The 17,434-nt window shown below is 56.3% G+C and carries 8 protein-coding genes and 1 pseudogene; 8 read left to right on the forward strand and 1 reads right to left on the reverse strand.

Features of this window, described 5'->3' with window-relative positions:
- The first annotated feature begins 33 nt into the window (after positions 1-33).
- The 7 genes and pseudogenes from rfbD to NK55_RS11540 form a co-directional block, all read left to right on the forward strand.
- Complete coding sequence (gene rfbD, locus NK55_RS11510; RefSeq protein ID WP_024125872.1) at positions 34-927, forward strand: dTDP-4-dehydrorhamnose reductase; 894 nt, start codon at positions 34-36, stop codon at positions 925-927.
- A gap of 517 nt (positions 928-1,444) precedes the next feature.
- Complete coding sequence (locus NK55_RS11515) at positions 1,445-2,353, forward strand: restriction endonuclease (protein WP_024125873.1); 909 nt, start codon at positions 1,445-1,447, stop codon at positions 2,351-2,353.
- Between the two features lie 168 nt (positions 2,354-2,521).
- Positions 2,522-5,422, forward strand: a complete 2,901-nt coding sequence (locus tag NK55_RS11520) for an SNF2-related protein (protein ID WP_024125874.1) — start codon at positions 2,522-2,524, stop codon at positions 5,420-5,422.
- Positions 5,419-8,595: a site-specific DNA-methyltransferase gene (locus NK55_RS11525; protein WP_024125875.1), complete on the forward strand. Its 3,177-nt coding sequence runs from the start codon at positions 5,419-5,421 to the stop codon at positions 8,593-8,595. Before NK55_RS11520 ends, NK55_RS11525 begins: the two co-directional genes overlap by 4 nt.
- A gap of 73 nt (positions 8,596-8,668) precedes the next feature.
- Positions 8,669-9,019: a four helix bundle protein gene (locus tag NK55_RS11530; RefSeq protein WP_255325265.1), complete on the forward strand. Its 351-nt coding sequence runs from the start codon at positions 8,669-8,671 to the stop codon at positions 9,017-9,019.
- Between the two features lie 71 nt (positions 9,020-9,090).
- On the forward strand, positions 9,091-12,321 hold the full coding sequence (locus tag NK55_RS11535) for a DEAD/DEAH box helicase family protein (protein WP_255325266.1): 3,231 nt from the start codon (positions 9,091-9,093) through the stop codon (positions 12,319-12,321).
- Between the two features lie 219 nt (positions 12,322-12,540).
- A pseudogene (locus NK55_RS11540) lies at positions 12,541-12,909 on the forward strand (type III restriction endonuclease subunit R); the annotation flags it as partial.
- Between the two features lie 15 nt (positions 12,910-12,924).
- Here the strand turns inward: NK55_RS11540 and mfd are convergent.
- Complete coding sequence (gene mfd, locus NK55_RS11545) at positions 12,925-16,365, reverse strand: transcription-repair coupling factor (protein ID WP_024125878.1); 3,441 nt, start codon at positions 16,363-16,365, stop codon at positions 12,925-12,927.
- A 209-nt stretch (positions 16,366-16,574) separates the two neighbouring features.
- On the opposite strand from mfd, the gene tatC reads away from it, so the two are divergent.
- Entirely contained in the window at positions 16,575-17,396 is an 822-nt protein-coding gene (gene tatC, locus NK55_RS11550) for a twin-arginine translocase subunit TatC (RefSeq protein ID WP_024125879.1), read from the forward strand.
- Positions 17,397-17,434: the final 38 nt, after the last annotated feature.

Here is a 17,434-nt window from a genome sequence, read left to right on the forward strand (position 1 = left end):
TAACAATCAGTTCATCACCCAGGAGTGTGGAAAATGCGGCTGGTGATTTTGGGGGCAACGGGGCAGGTGGGCTGGCAACTGGTGCGGCAGGCCCCGCCTAGCATTGAAGTGATTCCCGTGGCTCGCCAAGGTACCGCCGTAACCCTGGACCTGGAAGATGTAGATGCCATTCCTCAGTTACTGAAAACCCTTCGCCCCGATGTGGTCATCAATGCGGCGGCCTACACTGCCGTAGATCAAGCGGAACAGGAACCCGAGCGGGCCCAGCGGATTAATGGCACAGCGGTTGGCCGCTTGGCAGAAACCATGGCCGACCTAGGCGGGCTGCTGATTCACTACTCCACCGATTATGTCTTTGCCGGCACGCAGTCGCTACCCTATCGCGAAACCGATCCCCCTGCCCCCCTCAATGTCTATGGCTACAGTAAGTGGCTAGGAGAGCAGGCGATCGCCAGCCACCACCCCGCCCACCTGATTTTGCGCACCAGTTGGGTCTATGATTTGCGGGGCAAGAACTTTCTGCGGACAATGGTTCGCCTGGCCCAAACCCGTCCTTTGGTTCGGGTGGTTGCCGATCAAATCGGTACGCCCACGGCTGCTCCCTTCATTGCCCAAGTTACCTATCAACTCCTCGAGCGCTGGCAGGTGGATTCTTCCCTGAGTGGCCTCTATCACCTGACGCCCCGCGGTAGCACCAGTTGGTATGGTTTTGCTGCTAAAATTTTTGATTACCTGCGCACCCAGGGCTGTGCAGTGGCTACCCTAGAGGCAATTCCCAGCAGGGAGTATCCCACCTTGGCCCAACGACCCGCCTTTTCCCTTCTCAACTGTGGGAAGCTGGAGGCTGTTTTAGGGATGCCACTCCCCCCTTGGGAAGCGGTTCTTGAACCCCTTTTAGACCAACTAGATCCCCAATCCGTTCTCTAGGGAGTGTCACGACAACTTTTTATGTCATCGGCAGGGGAGGCAGTTCCAACAGATGCCAGATAGGCTTTGAGTCATACCTTAAAAATCTGGCCGTGATTGGCCACTTTCATGTGCAGCAATTCATAGACAATGACCTCACGGCGCAACTCGGAGGTCTAACCCAAGCGATCGATGTCGAAGGTGAGCCGACCCTGCGAGGAGCAACTGGCCCGTTTGCGCTTCATTGGGCAGCAGTGCACCTCGCGTGGGGTTGCCACCCATGTCCTGGCTCAAGCTTTCACTTTAGCCCAGAACGCAGAACCGCTTGCTCCAGCGGCAACCACTGCGGGCTGACGTCTTTTTTTCTCATGTAACGGGCCTCTACCTCAAGCCAATGTTGATGGGTGTGAGAAAGAATCTCAAAGCAATTAGCAAGGACAAGGCGTTCTTTCAGGGCAGGACGCTGACTACAAACAGTAACTATGCATCCTGTTATCATCGTGTTGACAGCCTGATGTTCTGCTAGAAAGATCGCACTATGCCCATCCCTACTTACCAAGCGCTTATGCTGCCTCTGCTCAGGTATCTTGCGGACGGTGAGCAGCAGCGTTTGCGCGACCTGATAGACCATTTAGCCCAGGAATTCTCGCTCACTGTGGAGGAGCGGAGGCAGTTGTTGCCGAGCGGCCAGCAGCCGATTTTCGACAACCGGGTTGGCTGGGCGAGAACGTACTTGAAAAAGGCTGTGTTGCTCGAAAGCCCGCGTCGGGGCTGGGTACAGATCACCGAGCGCGGACGTGATGTGCTCGCGCAGAAGCCTGAGCGCATCACCACAGATTTCCTCAAGCAATTTGAAGAGTTCCGGACTTTCATAGCGCATAGCAGCACCACCACAGTAACGAACGATGTCATGCCTTCCGACAATACAGGTTCGCCAGAGGAGTTGCTGGAACAAGCATACGAAACCCTGAAACAAAACCTATTGGCAGAGCTTTTAGAGCAGGTAAAGGAAGCTTCTGCCGCCTTTTTTGAGCGTTTGGTTGTAGAGCTCCTTGTGCGCATGGGCTATGGCGGTTCGTTCCAGGAAGCAGCGCGGACCATCGGGCGCAGTGGCGATGAAGGCATTGACGGCATCATCAAGGAGGATCGGCTTGGGTTCGATGTGGTCTATGTGCAAGCCAAGCGCTGGGGGCAAACCGTCGGCAGGCCTGAGGTCGAGAAGTTTGCCGGGGCGCTTCAAGGACAGCGTGCCCGCAAAGGTGTGTTTATCACCACCTCCACCTTCACCGAGGAAGCCCGACAGTATGTCGAAAAAATTGACAGTAAAATTGTGCTCGTCGACGGTGAGCGGCTTGCGGAACTGATGTTCGAGCACAACGTGGGTGTTTCCACTGTAACCAGCTATCCGGTCAAACGCATTGATAACGACTTCTTTCTCGAAGAATGAAAGGCCAACGATTTTCAAAGTTTTTCTTAGCCCAACCCCCTTGCGACAGGAAGGAGGAGGCAGCAAGCGCCTGTGCGAGGACAAGTGCTGGAAGTACGCTCTGTTGCCCGCCGGCAATGCCAACTTTGCCTGGGTACAGCCCATTCGATTTCCCAGGAGTTACCAACAATGAGCACCGTCTATCACGCCAAATATTTTGCGCATGAGCTGACCCGCATGGGCGGGACAGGGGTGGAGCGCCTTTCACGGTCTCTTTTCGACGCATGCGTGGATCTCAATCCGCACCAGATCGAGGCAGCGCTGTTCGCCTTCCGATCTCCTGTCTCCAAAGGCGTAATCCTTGCTGACGAGGTTGGTCTTGGCAAAACTATTGAGGCTGGACTCATCCTCTGCCAGCTTTGGGCTGAACAGCGGCGTCGGCTTCTGGTCATTTGCCCCGCCTCCATCCGCAAACAGTGGGCGATCGAGCTTTCCGAGAAGTTCAACCTTCCGACGGTCATCCTGGATGCGAAGGAGTACCGGGAGCGGCAAGCGCAAGGCCTCAATCCCTTTGAGGCAAACAAGATCGTGGTCACTTCCATGAACTTCGCCAGCACACGCGCGTCCGAACTTCGCCCTATCCAGTGGGATTTGGTGGTCATTGATGAGGCCCATAAGCTGCGCAACGCCTACCAACCGTCAAATCGCATGGGGCAAAACATTCGATGGGCCTTCGAGGATCGGCGCAAGGTACTGCTGACAGCGACGCCGCTCCAGAACTCACTGCTGGAGCTGTACGGTCTTTCCACCCTCATCGATGACCACATCTTCGGCGGCAACCCATCCTTCTTCCGAAGTCAGTTCGTCAATGCCAATGGGAATCTGGAAGAGCTGCGGAATCGCCTTCGCACCTTTTGCATGCGTACGCTACGACGGCAGGTCCTTGAGTACATCCAGTACACCGAGCGCCGGCTCATTACGCGGCCCTTCAAGCCGACGGAGCAGGAACACAAGCTGTATGAAGCGGTATCGGCGTTTCTTCAGCGTCCAGACACCTACGCGCTACCCCATCGGCAACGCCACCTAACGGTCCTGATCGTCCGCAAGCTTCTTGCTTCTTCAGCTCAAGCCGTGGCGGCCACACTTGAAGCCATCCGCGACCGCCTGATCGCCATCCGTGACAAGCTTCCGGCTCCCGAAGACCTTGTCGAGCGCCTCATTGCGAAGGAGGAAATTGACGACGAACTGTTGGACGAGATTCTCGACTCGCCTCCGGAACTTTCCGGCGATGAGGGTTCGGACGAGCAAGCCCAGGCAGCCGAGGCCGAACCGGCGGTATCCGCCGTGGACCGGCAGAAGTTGCTCGCAGAGATCGACGAGCTGAACCGCTACGCCCAATCGGCAAGAAGCATCGGAATTGATACCAAGAGCCGTGCCCTCATCAAAGCCCTCGAGATCGGTTTCGAGAAGATGGCCGAGATGGGGGCAGCGCAGCGTGCCGTGATCTTCACGGAATCGCGGAGAACGCAAGCTTACTTGAAGGACTTTCTGGAGACGAACGGCTACGCCGGCCGCATCATCACGTTCAACGGGACGAACAAGGAACCGGATACAACCGCCATCTACGATCGCTGGCTGCAAGCTAACAGGGATAGTGGCCGCGCGACGGGGTCCAGGCCTGTGGACATCCGCACAGCCATCATCGAGCACTTCCGCGATCACGGGCAGATCCTGATCGCCACGGAAGCCGGAGCCGAGGGCCTCAACCTGCAATTTTGCTCGCTGGTCATCAACTATGATCTACCCTGGAACCCCCAGCGGATCGAGCAGCGAATCGGGCGCTGCCACCGTTATGGGCAGAAGCACGATGTCGTCGTCATCAACTTCCTCAACGAGAAGAACGAGGCCGACCGCCGCGTTTATGAGCTCCTTGAGGAGAAATTCAACCTCTTCAGCGGTGTGTTCGGCGCCTCGGACGAAGTCCTTGGCACCATTGAGTCGGGCGTGGACTTCGAACGACGGGTGCTCGAGATCTACCAGCAATGCCGCACGCCGGAGGAAATCGAAGCGGCTTTCACGAGACTGCGTCAGGAGCTCGACGAAAAGATTCAGCTTCGCATGGCCGAGACCCGGCAGAAGCTTCTCGAACACTTCGACGAAGACGTTCATGCGCGTCTGCGCGTGAACCTGGAAGGAGCGCGGCAACAGCTTGACCGTTTTGGGATGATGTTCTGGCGGCTCACCCGGTTCGTTCTGGACGGGCAGGCAAAGTTCGACGAAGCAACGCTAACCTTCGACCTGAAACATCCTCCCCGCGAGGGCATCCAACCGGGGCACTACCGCTTGATCTCTAAGGAGCGCGAGAACGTTTCTGGGCCCTTTCTCTACCGCCTGTCCCATCCCCTCGGCGAGTACGTGGCGGAAACGGGGAAGGCGCTGGAAGCGCCGGTCGCGCATGTGACCTTCGACATCAGCGGCCGCCCGACCCGCATCGCTCTGGTGGAAGCGCTCAAGGGCCGCTCCGGCTGGCTCCACCTGCAGCGGCTCACCATCGACTCATTCGAGCGCGAGGAGTACCTGCTCTTCTCCGGCGTCGACGACGACGGCAGATCGCTTGACCAGGAAACCCTCGAGAAAATGTTCCACTGCGAAGCCAAGGCCGAGTCGCTTCCTTCTCTTCCCTCCGACGTCGAGGCCAGACTAGCCGCGGAGGCCGACCGACACGTCAAGGCCACGATCAGCCGCTCGCTGGAGGAGAACAACCGGCACTTTCAGGAGGCGCGCGAGAAGCTTGAGAAGTGGGCCGACGATATGGTCTTGGCGGCCGAAAAGGAGCTCAAAGACACCAAGGAGCGCATCAAGGCACTCACACGTCAAGCGAGGCTCGCCACGACGACCGAGGAACAGCATGCACTGCAAAAGCAGATTCAGGAACTGGAAAAACAGAAACGCCGCCAGCGCCAGCGTATCTTTGAGGTCGAGGACGAGATCATGGCCAAGCGCGACGAGTTAATTGCTAAACTCGAAAAACGGATGCACCAGCGGACGCACGTGGAACCACTGTTCACCATTCGCTGGAGCGTTGTATGACGGAGAAGCCCATGTCACAGAACCTGGGGAAACTCAGGTCCCTGCTCGCCGAACTCTTTCAGCTCGACCAGGCCGAGCTGGACTTCGGCATCTACCGCATCATGAACGCAAAGCGGGACGAAATTACCCGCTTTCTGGAGAAAGAGCTCCTGCCCCAGGTGCGGGAGGTCCTCAACGCTTACGAGCGGGAGAGCCGCGCGACCCTCGAAGCGGAGCTGGAAAAGGCGAAGCAGCAGGCAAAAGCCCTTGGGTTTGACGATCCTGCGCAAGCCCCAAAGGTGAAAGAACTGCAGGCCCGCTACAATGCCGCCTTTGATGTGGAGGCGGCAGAGCAGGAAGTCTTCTCCCACCTCTACAACTTCTTCCGGCGGTACTACAACGAGGGCGACTTCATTTCCCAGCGCCGCTACAAGGAGGGCGTTTACGCCATCCCCTACGAGGGCGAAGAGGTCAAGCTCCACTGGGCCAACCACGACCAGTACTACATCAAAACGAGCGAGTACCTGCGCAACTACACCTTCAAGCTGCCCTCCGGCAAGCGCGTCCACTTCAAGCTCGCCCAGGCGGACACGGAGAAGGACAACAACCGACCCGCCAACGGCCAAGAACGCCGCTTCATCCTCTCCCAGGAACAACCGCTGGCTGAGGAGAACGGCGAACTGGTCATCCGCTTTGAGTACCGGCCCGACCCCGAGAAGCGCAAACAGGCGGACCTGAACGCCGAGGCGGTGGAGTGCGTCCGCTCGCTGATTGCCAGCTCACCGAGTCTCCAGGTCACCTGGTCTCCCCTTCTGGAAAAACGGCCCACCGAAAAGAACCCGAACCGCACGCTATTGGAGAAGCATCTCACCGACTACACCGCCCGGAACACCTTCCACTATTTCATCCACAAGAACCTAGGCGGCTTCCTGCGGCGGGAGCTGGACTTCTACATCAAGAACGAGGTGATGCACCTCGACGACATCGAAAACGAGACCGCCCCCCGCGTGGAGCAGTACCTGGCGAAGATCAAAGCCATCCGCCGCATCGCCCACAAGATCATTGACTTCCTGGCGCAGCTCGAGAACTTCCAGAAGAAGCTCTGGCTCAAGAAGAAGTTCGTGGTGGAGACCCAGTATTGCATCACGCTCGACCGTATCTTGCGGCTAGAGGACGAGGAGACGCGCGACTGGCTTATCGAGCGGATTATCGAGAACGACGCCCAGCGGGAAGAGTGGGTGCGGCTCTATGGGGACATTGAGACGTGGGGACAAGGAGACAAGGGGACTAGGGGACTAGGGGACGGGGTGACTGGTTCGCTCCCATTCACGCTGTCGTCAAGTCTCCATGTCTCCCTGTCTCCCAATCTCCAAGTCCCCCGGTCGCTCATGGTGGACACGCGGCACTTCGATGAAGCCTTCAAGCTTCGGCTGCTTGCGGCGATTCCGGATATTGACGAGGAAACCGATGGATTACTCATTCACAGCGAGAATTTCCAGGCACTTGCCCTCTTGGAGAGGACGTTCAGGGGCCGGATTGATAGCGTATATGCCGATCCACCGTACAACACCGGGAACGACGGTTTCACCTACAAGGACCGGTACCAACACTCAACGTGGCTTTCGATGATGGTTGATAGGCTGGCACTCATACTCCGGCTCGCCACTGATAGCGCTTCGATGGCCTGTAGTATTGACGAGAACGAATGCCGCCGGCTCAGCGAGCTTTTGGACGTCTGCTGTCCAAGCCTGCTTGGAACAGTGATCGTTCAGAATAATCCCGCGGGCAGGTCTATGGATAAGAATCTGTCCACATCCCATGAATATCTTGTCGTTGCGGCTCTTGGACCTAATGCTTCGCTGCTTGGGCTTCCACGGTCAGACGAATACATTGTTAAATCTTTTTCAGAGCAAGACGAGGTTTCACGTTTTAGGTGGGTGGAGTTGCGGAATACCCATCGTGAATATGGTCGCCATAACCGTCCCAACTTATGCTATCCGCTTTACGTAAAGACAGAAACAGGCGAAGTCTTTTTGGAGCCGCAAATCGATACGGTCGAAATTTGGCCTTTCTGGGAGGATGGATTTGAAGGATGTTGGACTTGGGGGCGTGACTTGGTTGCAGCTCAAACAGAATTGCTGTGTGGTAGGGAAGTTCGAGGAAAGATCAGAATATTCCGAAAAGCACGGGTTATAGATGAGCAAGGAAGAGTGCGTTTGGAACAGCCGAAGACGATTTGGCTAGGCCCTGAAGTCAGGACCGAGAAGGGGCGAAGAACACTTGATGAGATGTTTGGCCGAACTGTGTTTCGTGCTCCTAAGCCCATTGGTTTGATTCAGAAGTGGATCCATCTATCCTTGCCTCCAGTGGGGTATGTTCTTGACGCTTTTGCAGGATCTGGAACCACAGGCCACGCTTGTGTAGATTTGATGCGTCAGGGATATGCACGCTGCAAATACATTCTTATAGAGATGGGGCGAGAGTTCTACGAAGTGCTAATTCCGCGGTTGAAAAAGGCAGTTTACTCGAAAGACTGGCAAGACGGCAAACCCAAGCAGATGCCCACAATGGATGAAATCGAACGCAGTCCACGCATTATGAAGATTCTCCGCCTCGAATCCTACGAGGACACGCTCAACAACCTCGAGCTTAAACGAACCGAAGTCCAGCAATCCATCCTCGAACAGTACTCAGACTTCCGCGAAGACTACATGCTCCGCTACATGCTCGACGTGGAAAGCCGCGGCAGCGCCTCGCTGCTCAACATCGAGCGCTTCGAGGACCCCTTCAGCTACAAACTCAACATCGCCACCGGCACCGCCGGCGAGACGATGCCCACGGTGGTGGACCTGGTCGAGACCTTCAACTACCTCATCGGCCTGCGCGTGAAAACCATTGACCACATCAGGGGCGTGCGCGTGGTCACGGGCGTTTTGGGACTGGGAGACGGGGGGACCGGGGGACAAGGGGAAAAAGTGCTCATCCTTTGGCGCAACACCCGAGAGATGGACAACGACAGGCTGGATGATTGGTTCAAGAAGCAGGGCTACAACACGCGGGATCAGGAGTTCGACATCATCTACGTAAACGGCGACAACAACCTGGAGAACCTCCGCAAGGCGGACCAGACCTGGAAGGTGCGGCTCATCGAAGAGGAATTCCAACGGCGCATGTTTGACGTGGCTGACGTGTGACAAGGCGATAGGGAGACAGGGCGACATGGCGAAGATAGCCTCACACAAGGAGTTAGCCGTTTGGAATAACGCCATGGATGCCGCGATGAAGATTTTCGAGATGACGAAGTCATTTCCGGTCGAGGAAAAGTACAGCATGGTGGATCAGATGCGGCGCAGCTCGCGTTCCGTCGCGGCAAATCTTGCGGAGGCGTGGCGAAGGCGACGATACGAGGCAGCCTTTACAGCGAAGCTTAACGACGCAGAGGCGGAAGCAACGGAAGTCCAAACGTGGATCGAGCTTGCATTTCGTTGCGGTTACGTAGATCAGAATGCGGCGGCCGAATTGGATCAAGCTTACGAACACATCATCGGGCAGATCGTCACCATGATTCGCCAGCCCGAAAAGTGGACCGTGGGTGATCGAACCGGAGGCAAAGGCTGATGGCCCGAAGGCGCGCATCACCTGGTCGCCAAGTCTCCCAGTCTCCTGCTCTCAAATTCGAGCAGCGGCTGGTGCTTCACCAGTGGATGCTCGATCTCTTCGGCGTGAGCAGCTTCGAGCGCCTGGCGGCTAACCTAAAGGCCCCAGAGTTAGAAGGCTTCGATGAAAACAACGTCACCCGCTTCCACCACGTTTTGCGACTAGGTGACATGGAGACAAGGGGACAAGGCGACCGCTCCCCGTCGCCCCGTCGCCAAGTCTCCCCGTCCGAGCTTTTGGCCTACGACCAAAACATCGTGCGCCACTGGCGGCGGATCACGGAGCGGCGGAACCATGCGGGGCCGTTCCTGTATCCCAAGTACTTCCAGTACCTAGCACTGCTCTTTACCGAAATCTACCTTGACCGGTACTTCCGCGACCCGGAGGGCCTGCTCACCGAACTAAATGCCCACGTGGGCGCCTTCAATGCGCGACTAGGTGACATGGAGACAAGGGGACAAGGCGACCTCTCCCCGTCACCTCGTCGCCAAGTCTCCCCGTCACAGATCGAGCCGTACACGAGGCAGGACCTGAACAAGGTCGCGTTCTGGATGGCCACCGGCAGCGGCAAGACGCTGCTCATGCACATCAACATCCTCCAGTACCAGCACTACTTGAACCTGCACGGCGGTAAGCCGGTAAACCGCGTCATCCTGCTTACGCCCAACGAGGGGCTCTCCCACCAGCATCTGGCGGAGTTCCAGCTTTCGGGCATCGAGGCCGATCTGTTCTCCAAGGAAGGCTGGGGTCTCTTTACCGGCCGCGCGGTGGAGATCCTCGATATCCACAAGCTGCGCGACGAGATGGGCGAGAAGACCGTGGCCGTGGAGGCCTTCGAGGGTAACAACCTGGTCCTGGTGGATGAAGGTCACCGCGGCACCAGCGGCACAAAAGAAGGTGCCTGGATGCAAAAGCGGAACCTGCTCTGCGAAAACGGATTCTCATTCGAGTACTCGGCGACCTTCGGCCAGGCGATGAACGCCAGCGAGAACCGCGAGCTGGAGCAAGTCTACGCCAAGTGCATTCTGTTCGATTACTCGTACAAGTACTTCTACGGCGACGGCTACGGCAAGGACTACCGCATCCTGAACCTGGCCGATGACTCAGACGAAACGATCCGCCGCCGGTATCTAACCGCTTGCCTTCTCTCGTTCTATCAGCAACTGAAACTTTATCGCGAAAAGGCACAGGAGTTTCGGCCCTTGATCGAACGCCCGCTCTGGGTCTTTGTGGGTGGGAGCGTCAATGCGGTGCGCTCCGAAAACAAACGCAAAGTTTCCGACGTGGTGGACATTCTTTTGTTCTTGGCCAGTTTCGTGCGGGAGCGCAACACAAGCGTCGGGACGATTGAACGGCTGCTCAAGGGAAACTCTGGCTTGCTTGATCAACAGAACCGGGACATCTTCGCCGGGGCGTTTCAGTATCTGAACACCCTTGGCTTGACGCCCGACCAGGTCTTCGACGATATCCTGCACGTCCTCTTCCATGCTTCCACGACCGCCGCACTGCATGTGGAGAACTTGAAAGGTACGGATGGTGAGGTGGCGCTACGGCTGGGGGACAACGAGCCCTTTGGCGTGATCAACGTCGGCGACGTCTCGGCCCTTTGCAAGCTCTGCGAGGAACAGCAAGAACTTGTGGTCACAGAGAAGGCGTTCTCCGGTTCCCTATTCCGCACCCTGAATGATGAGGCGTCCACGATTAATATCCTCATTGGGTCCAAGAAGTTCACCGAGGGCTGGTCAAGCTGGCGGGTCAGCACCATGGGGCTGATGAACATCGGGCGGAACGAAGGCCCGCAGATCATTCAGCTCTTCGGGCGCGGTGTCCGGCTCAAGGGGAAGGACTTCTCGCTCAAGCGCAGCCGGCGGCTGGAGCGACAGGCCGTACCAAAACACATCGAGACCCTGGAGACGCTCAACATCTTCGGCATCCGCGCGGACTACATGCGCCAGTTCAAGGAGTACCTCGAGGACGAGGGCCTGCCGGCGAACGAGGACCGGATCGAGTTCGTGCTCCCCGTGATCAAGAACCTTGGGAGCAAGAAGCTGAAGATCGTGCGGCTCAAGGAGGGCGTCAATTTCAAAACAAATGGTCAAAAGCCGGTGCTCGACGGCGAACCGCCCGAGTTTTTGAAAAGGTACCCGGTTATCCTTGACTGGTATCCCAAGTTGCAGGCCATGGCCAGCGGCGCCGGTCGGACGAGCACGCAGTTGGCAGAGCGGGATCGGTGCTACTTCGAACAATCACACCTGGCGTTCTTCGATTTCGACGCGATCTACTTCGAGCTTCAACAGTTCAAGAACGAGCGTGCCTGGCACAACCTCACTCTTCCGCGCAAGAGCCTCCCGGCTCTCCTCGGGCGGAAGGACTGGTACGTCCTATTCATTCCCAAGGAGGAGATGCAGTTCTGGTCGTTCCAGCAGGTCCAGCGCTGGCAGGAGATTGCGGCGGCTCTCGTCAAGAAATACCTGGATCGCTACTACAAGTTCAAGAAACAGGAATTCGAGGGCGACCACCTGGAGTACCAGCAGCTGTCCGCGGACGATCCCAACTTCGTGAGCGAGTACCGATTGCTCATCGAGCAGTCGCGCGAGGACATTGTCCAGAAGCTGGAGGCGATCAAGAGCCTTATGGAAAGCGGACGCCTCAAAGAAGCAGAATTCTCTAAATTGGCTTTTGAGCAAGATTCCTTCAGAGCAATAGTTTTTGCTGGTCACCTTTACCAGCCGCTCATCTACGTCGGCAACAACCTGATCGAGGTTAAGCCTGTAGTGCTGGAGAATCAGGGTGAGCGCGATTTTGTTTTGGATCTTCAGAAGTTCTGCGAATCGAGTGATGGTGAGAACTTTCTTAAGGGCAAGGAGCTCTATCTGCTCCGCAACCTGAGTCGTGGTCGCGGCATCGGCTTTTTCGAGGCGGGTAACTTTTATCCTGACTTCATTCTTTGGCTTCTGGTGGATGGCAAGCAATATGTCTCATTCATCGACCCCAAGGGGCTACGGAATCTGGAGGGCCCGGAGGACCCGAAGATCCGATTCCACCTGACGATCAAGGAATTGGAGCGCCAACTGGATGACCCGACGGTGGTCCTAAATTCCTTCATCGTGGCCAGCACGCCCTTCAATCAGGTCAAATGGTGGAATGGCGGTATGACCAAGGAGGAGTTGGAGAAACGGAACGTTCTTTTCCAGCAGGAGGACAGGGATACCTACGTCAAAATACTTTTGAACAAAATACTTTTGAATACGTGCTTGCAATAGGGCACAATATCGCCGTCATTGCCGACGAGGTGTACCGCTGGCCATGCCAGTAGCCGTTGAATTTGGTCGTGGCTGATCCCTCCACCCAGGAGAGAAAACAACCCGGTAGTCGTCGTCTGCCCAAAGGCGCTAATTAGGTAATCGCTGTACAGGTCAAGAAATTTGCCATTTTGCATGCGCCAAGTTTACTCAAAACTGCGTAAGGTGAGTTAAAACTCAGAACTGACCAAGGCGGAGCAGGCGGAACCCCTGCAGCAGACCGGGGACACGGTGGGCAAGGCGGGACAGCTGGTTGAGAAGATTCAGAAGGTCATCTCCGTTGGCGTGCTCTCCGAGGGCTGGGATGGCAAGACGGTCACGCACATCATAGAGCTTCAAGCCTTCACATCGCAGCTTCTGTGCGAGCAGGTGGTGGGCCGCGGCTTGCGGCGCAGGTCTTACGAAATCAACCCGGAGACGGGAGTGTTCGAGCCGGAGCATGTCGGAGTAGGTCAATATCGTTGGCCTGCTCTTTACCTTCTTGCCGCGTGAAGGCGCGCAAGACGGCCCTCTCCCCCACCTAAGACCGTTGCTGAACCGGACCCGGCCATTCCCCTGTTGCCCTTAGGCGACAGCACCCTGGGCCCGTTTGTTTATAGTTTTCATTTGCCTGAACCAGTCAATCAGTTGCTCTAGCTGTTTCTCCATCGGTTGGATCCCCAGACCCCGGACAGTAACTTTCCCTTGGCTATAGACAAAGCGGCTCTGCAGGTGGCTAGGGAGTTGCTCTAGGAGCAGCTTCCAAGCGGGTTCTGCCATGGGAGTTTCCAAGATCACGTGTTGCTTGCCTTCGGGACGAATGCGACGAATGCCGCACTGGCGGGCCAGTTGTTTAAGTTCCACTACCCGCAGCAGTTGTTGGACGGATTTGGGGAGAGGGCCGTAGCGATCGCTCCATTCCGCTGCCAATTGCATCAAGTCTTCTTTTGTTGCGGCAGCGGACACGGCGCGGTAGGCGGCCATCTTTTGCGCTAAGTCAGGCATATAGTCAGCGGGAATAAAGGCGGTGACATTTAGATCCACCTGGGTATCGTCTACCGTGGGAATCTCTTGACCGCGAATTTCAGCGATCGCCTCCTCTAGCAGCTCCACATAGAGATCAAAGCCGACGCTGTCTAGTTGACCATGCTGCTCGACCCCCAAGAGATTGCCAACACCGCGAATCTCCATGTCCCGCATCGCCAGTTGGTAGCCCGATCCCAGTTGCGTAAATTCCTGAATGGCCCGCAGCCGTTGACGGGCGGCATCGGTGAGCACCTCTTGACGGGGGTAAAATAACCAGGCATGGGCCTGAATCCCAGCGCGTCCGACCCGCCCCCGCAGTTGGTAGAGTTGAGCCAAACCAAATTGCTGCGCATCCTCCACCAAAATGGTATTGACGCGGGGAATATCCAGGCCGGACTCAATGATGGTCGTACAAACAAGAAGATCGGCCTCGCCATTGCTAAAGCCAAGCATCGTGGATTCCAGTTCGCCTTCCGGCATCTGGCCATGGGCAATGAGAATCCGGGCACCAGGCACCATTCCTTGGAGCTTTGCCGCCACCTCCTCAATGCCCTCAACCCGCGGGACAACATAGAACACTTGACCCCCCCGATCCAATTCTTGGCGAATGGCACTGCGCACTGTTTCTGGATCATAGGGGGCAAGGTGAGTTTGAATCGGACGCCGCGAGGGGGGAGGTGTGGTAATCAGGCTCATTTCCCGAACCCCCGACAGGGCCATATAGAGGGTGCGCGGAATCGGTGTCGCACTGAGGGTGAGGACATCCACTTGGGTTTTGAGGGTTTTGATTTTCTCCTTTTGGTTGACGCCAAAACGTTGTTCCTCATCCACCACCAGCAGTCCTAAGTCCCGGAATTTGACCGTTTTGCTCAGGAGTTGATGAGTTCCCACGACAACATCAATTTCGCCAGTTTTGAGTTTTTGTAGAATGTCTTGGCGCTCCCGCTCACTGCGAAAGCGGTTGAGTAGCCCCACTTGAATGGGATAGGGGGCAAAGCGTTCCTTGAGGGTATGGTAATGCTGCTGCGTCAGGATCGTGGTGGGGGCAAGAACGGCCACCTGTTTGCCCGCCATTACCGCCTTAAAGATGGCGCGAATTGCCACCTCGGTTTTACCAAAGCCAACATCCCCGCACACCAGCCGATCCATGGGGCGATCGCTCTCCATATCAGCCTTAACCTCTTGGATAGCCTTGAGTTGATCGGGGGTGGGTTGATAGGGGAATGAGTCCTCCATCTCCTGCTGCCACGGTGTATCCGGCGGGAAGGCAAAGCCCTGTTGTTGGGCACGTTGGGCATAGAGTTGCAGTAGATCCACCGCCACTTTTTGGATGGCCTTGCGCACCCGGGCTTTGGTCCGTTCCCAAGTGTTGCCCGTTAATTTGTTGAGTTGGGGCGCCCTATCTCCCTGGGTGCGGTAGCGGGAAAGACTGTTGAGTTGATCGGCAGCAACGCGGAGAATGCCATCGGCATACTGCAAAACTAAGTACTCGCGAGTTTCATTGTTAAAGGTAAGCGTCTCTAGGCGCAGAAACTGACCAATGCCGTGTTGGCGATGGACGACGTAGTCCCCCGGCTGCAGCTTGTTGAGATCCACCTGTTTGGCAGCAGCCCGGCGGCGTTTACGCACATAGCCCAGGTTGACAAGGTTCTGCTGGCCAAAGAACTCGCGATCGCTCACCAGCACCGTGCGAAACGTGGGCAAGATAAAGCCACTGATTTCCGCGAGACCGCTGGCCTTCAGGGCAATGGGCAGTCGCTGCTGTTGCAGCTTATCAATGGCCAGAAAATCCTTGGGATTGGGCACAAATTGGGCGGGGCAATCATGCTCCTGCAAAAGCGCCACGGAGCGACTCGGCTGCGCAGACACCAACCATACGGTATAGCCCTTGTCCCGTTCCTCCCGCAGCGTTGCCGCCAAGCGGCCAAATTGGTGAGGAATTGCTGGAACCGCCCGTGCTGACAAATTGAGACCTAGCCCCTCACTGGCCAGTTCATAGAGGTGCAGCCGTTGAAACCGCTCGAGGGCTTGGGCACTGGCAGACCAGGGGCGATGGATGGGGGGCGGTGGTGTTTCAAGGCTTTGCCAGTAGGTGTGAGTCTGTTCATACCAGCGATCGCCATGGGCAGCACACAAGGGAGGCTCATCCACAGCAATGAGGGTTTGGGCAGGCAAATAATCCAAGAGGGAAGCTGGCTCCGGAAAAGCCAACCCAAGATAGCGCCGCAGTCCCTCCTCATCCTCTGGAATCAGATGGGCGTGATCCGCTGCCCGCAGGGCTTGGGCAATCAGGGGGGTAAAGCTAATGGGTGTCAGTGTCACCTGCTCAAGGACATCCAGGCGATCGCCCTCGGCGTGGAGCGAGCGTTGAGTGGCCGGATCAAACTCCCGAATGGACTCAATCTCATCGCCAAACCACTGCAAGCGTACTGGCAGTTCCGCCGAGACGGGGAAAATATCCACAATATCGCCGCGCCGACTCCACTGACCCTCCGTTTCTACTAAAGAAACCCGCTCATAACCTAGGGCTGCCAAGGTGGTGGCCACCTCCCCTAGGGCGTACTCTTGACCCACCTGCCAGGTTAAACAGGCAGCACGAAACTGCTCTGGTGGGGGCAAATGGGGTTGCAGTGCCCGTTCCGTGGTGACAATTGCAATATTGCGGCGATCGCTCTCGACTAAGACTTGCAGTTGCCCCCAGACCATCTCCGCTTCCAAGTCAAAGAGGTCATAGGGAGAGGCCGCCGATGTCGGGTAAAAGAGAACCGCATCCCAACCCATGAGTTCCAATTGCGCCGCCCAGCGTCCCCCCTCCTCTAGGGTGGACGTAATCACACACAGCGATTGCTGACTCTGCTGGGCCAATGTAGTGGCCACCAAGCCCTTGACAAGGCGGGGCATCCCCGTAAGGACCAGTTCCCGTTGGTGTTGTAATTTGCTGAGCAGTTCAGCCGTCAGCGGCAGCTTACCCCAACTGCGGGGAATTGCCATCAAGGACATAGACAGTGTCGGCGCTAGGACTTTAGACTTGAATCTCTACCCCTTAGGGGAGCATTAGCAAATTAGCAAATAATCGAATCAAATAATCAAAATAATCAAATAATAAAGTCTTACACTCCACTCCTTCTCTAAAATAGGGGATACATCAAGGGGATGCAATCCAGAAACTTCGTTCATAATTATTGAAGAGATAGACTTCCCGACATTTGATGACGCGATCGCCCGATATTCCAGATATTGAGAGTCCCTCTCCTAACCCCTCAGCCATTGTTGACACTTCGTTTGAGGAAAACGTCCCCATTGACCCGGAGGATGAACTGCCCAACGAGGTGGAAATGTCCCTTTGGGATCACCTTGAGGAGTTGCGGCAGCGGCTCTTTGTTGTCCTCGGCACTGTTGCTGTCACCATTGTGCTCTGCTTTACCCAAGTCCGCTGGATCATTCAGTTCCTAGAAAAACCAGCCCAAGGCGCGAAGTTCCTGCAACTGAGTCCGGGGGAGTACTTTTTTGTCTCCTGTAAAGCGGCGGCCTACAGTGGCATTCTGCTAGCCACTCCAATGATTCTCTACCAAGCAATCCGTTTTATCCTGCCGGGATTGACACGGCGTGAGCAACGCTTGCTGGCACCGGTGGTTTTCGGTTCATCCCTTCTCTTTATTGCCGGTTTGGTGTTTGCCTATACCCTCTTGGCTCCCGCCGCCCTTGGCTTTTTCATTAGCTATGGGGCAGATGTGGTTGAGCAACTGTGGTCGATTGATCGCTATGTGGACTTTATTTTGCTGCTGCTGCTTGCCACTGGTCTCGCCTTTCAAGTCCCCATTCTGCAGTTGGTCCTCATTGCCCTAGGCATTGTCTCGATTCCGCAAATGCTCAGCCAATGGCGCTACGTGGTGATTATTGCCGTGGCCGTGGCAGCGGTCTTGACCCCCTCCATTGACCCGATTACTCAAGGCCTGTTGGCGGGTGCGCTGCTTGCTCTGTACTTTACGGGGATTGGCTTGGCTAAGCTCATGGGGGTGGGGCGTTCTTAAAATAGCCCCAAAAAAGACTCAATTAGAAAAGATGATTT

The organism is Thermosynechococcus sp. NK55a, from assembly GCF_000505665.1.
GTDB lineage: Bacteria > Cyanobacteriota > Cyanobacteriia > Thermosynechococcales > Thermosynechococcaceae > Thermosynechococcus.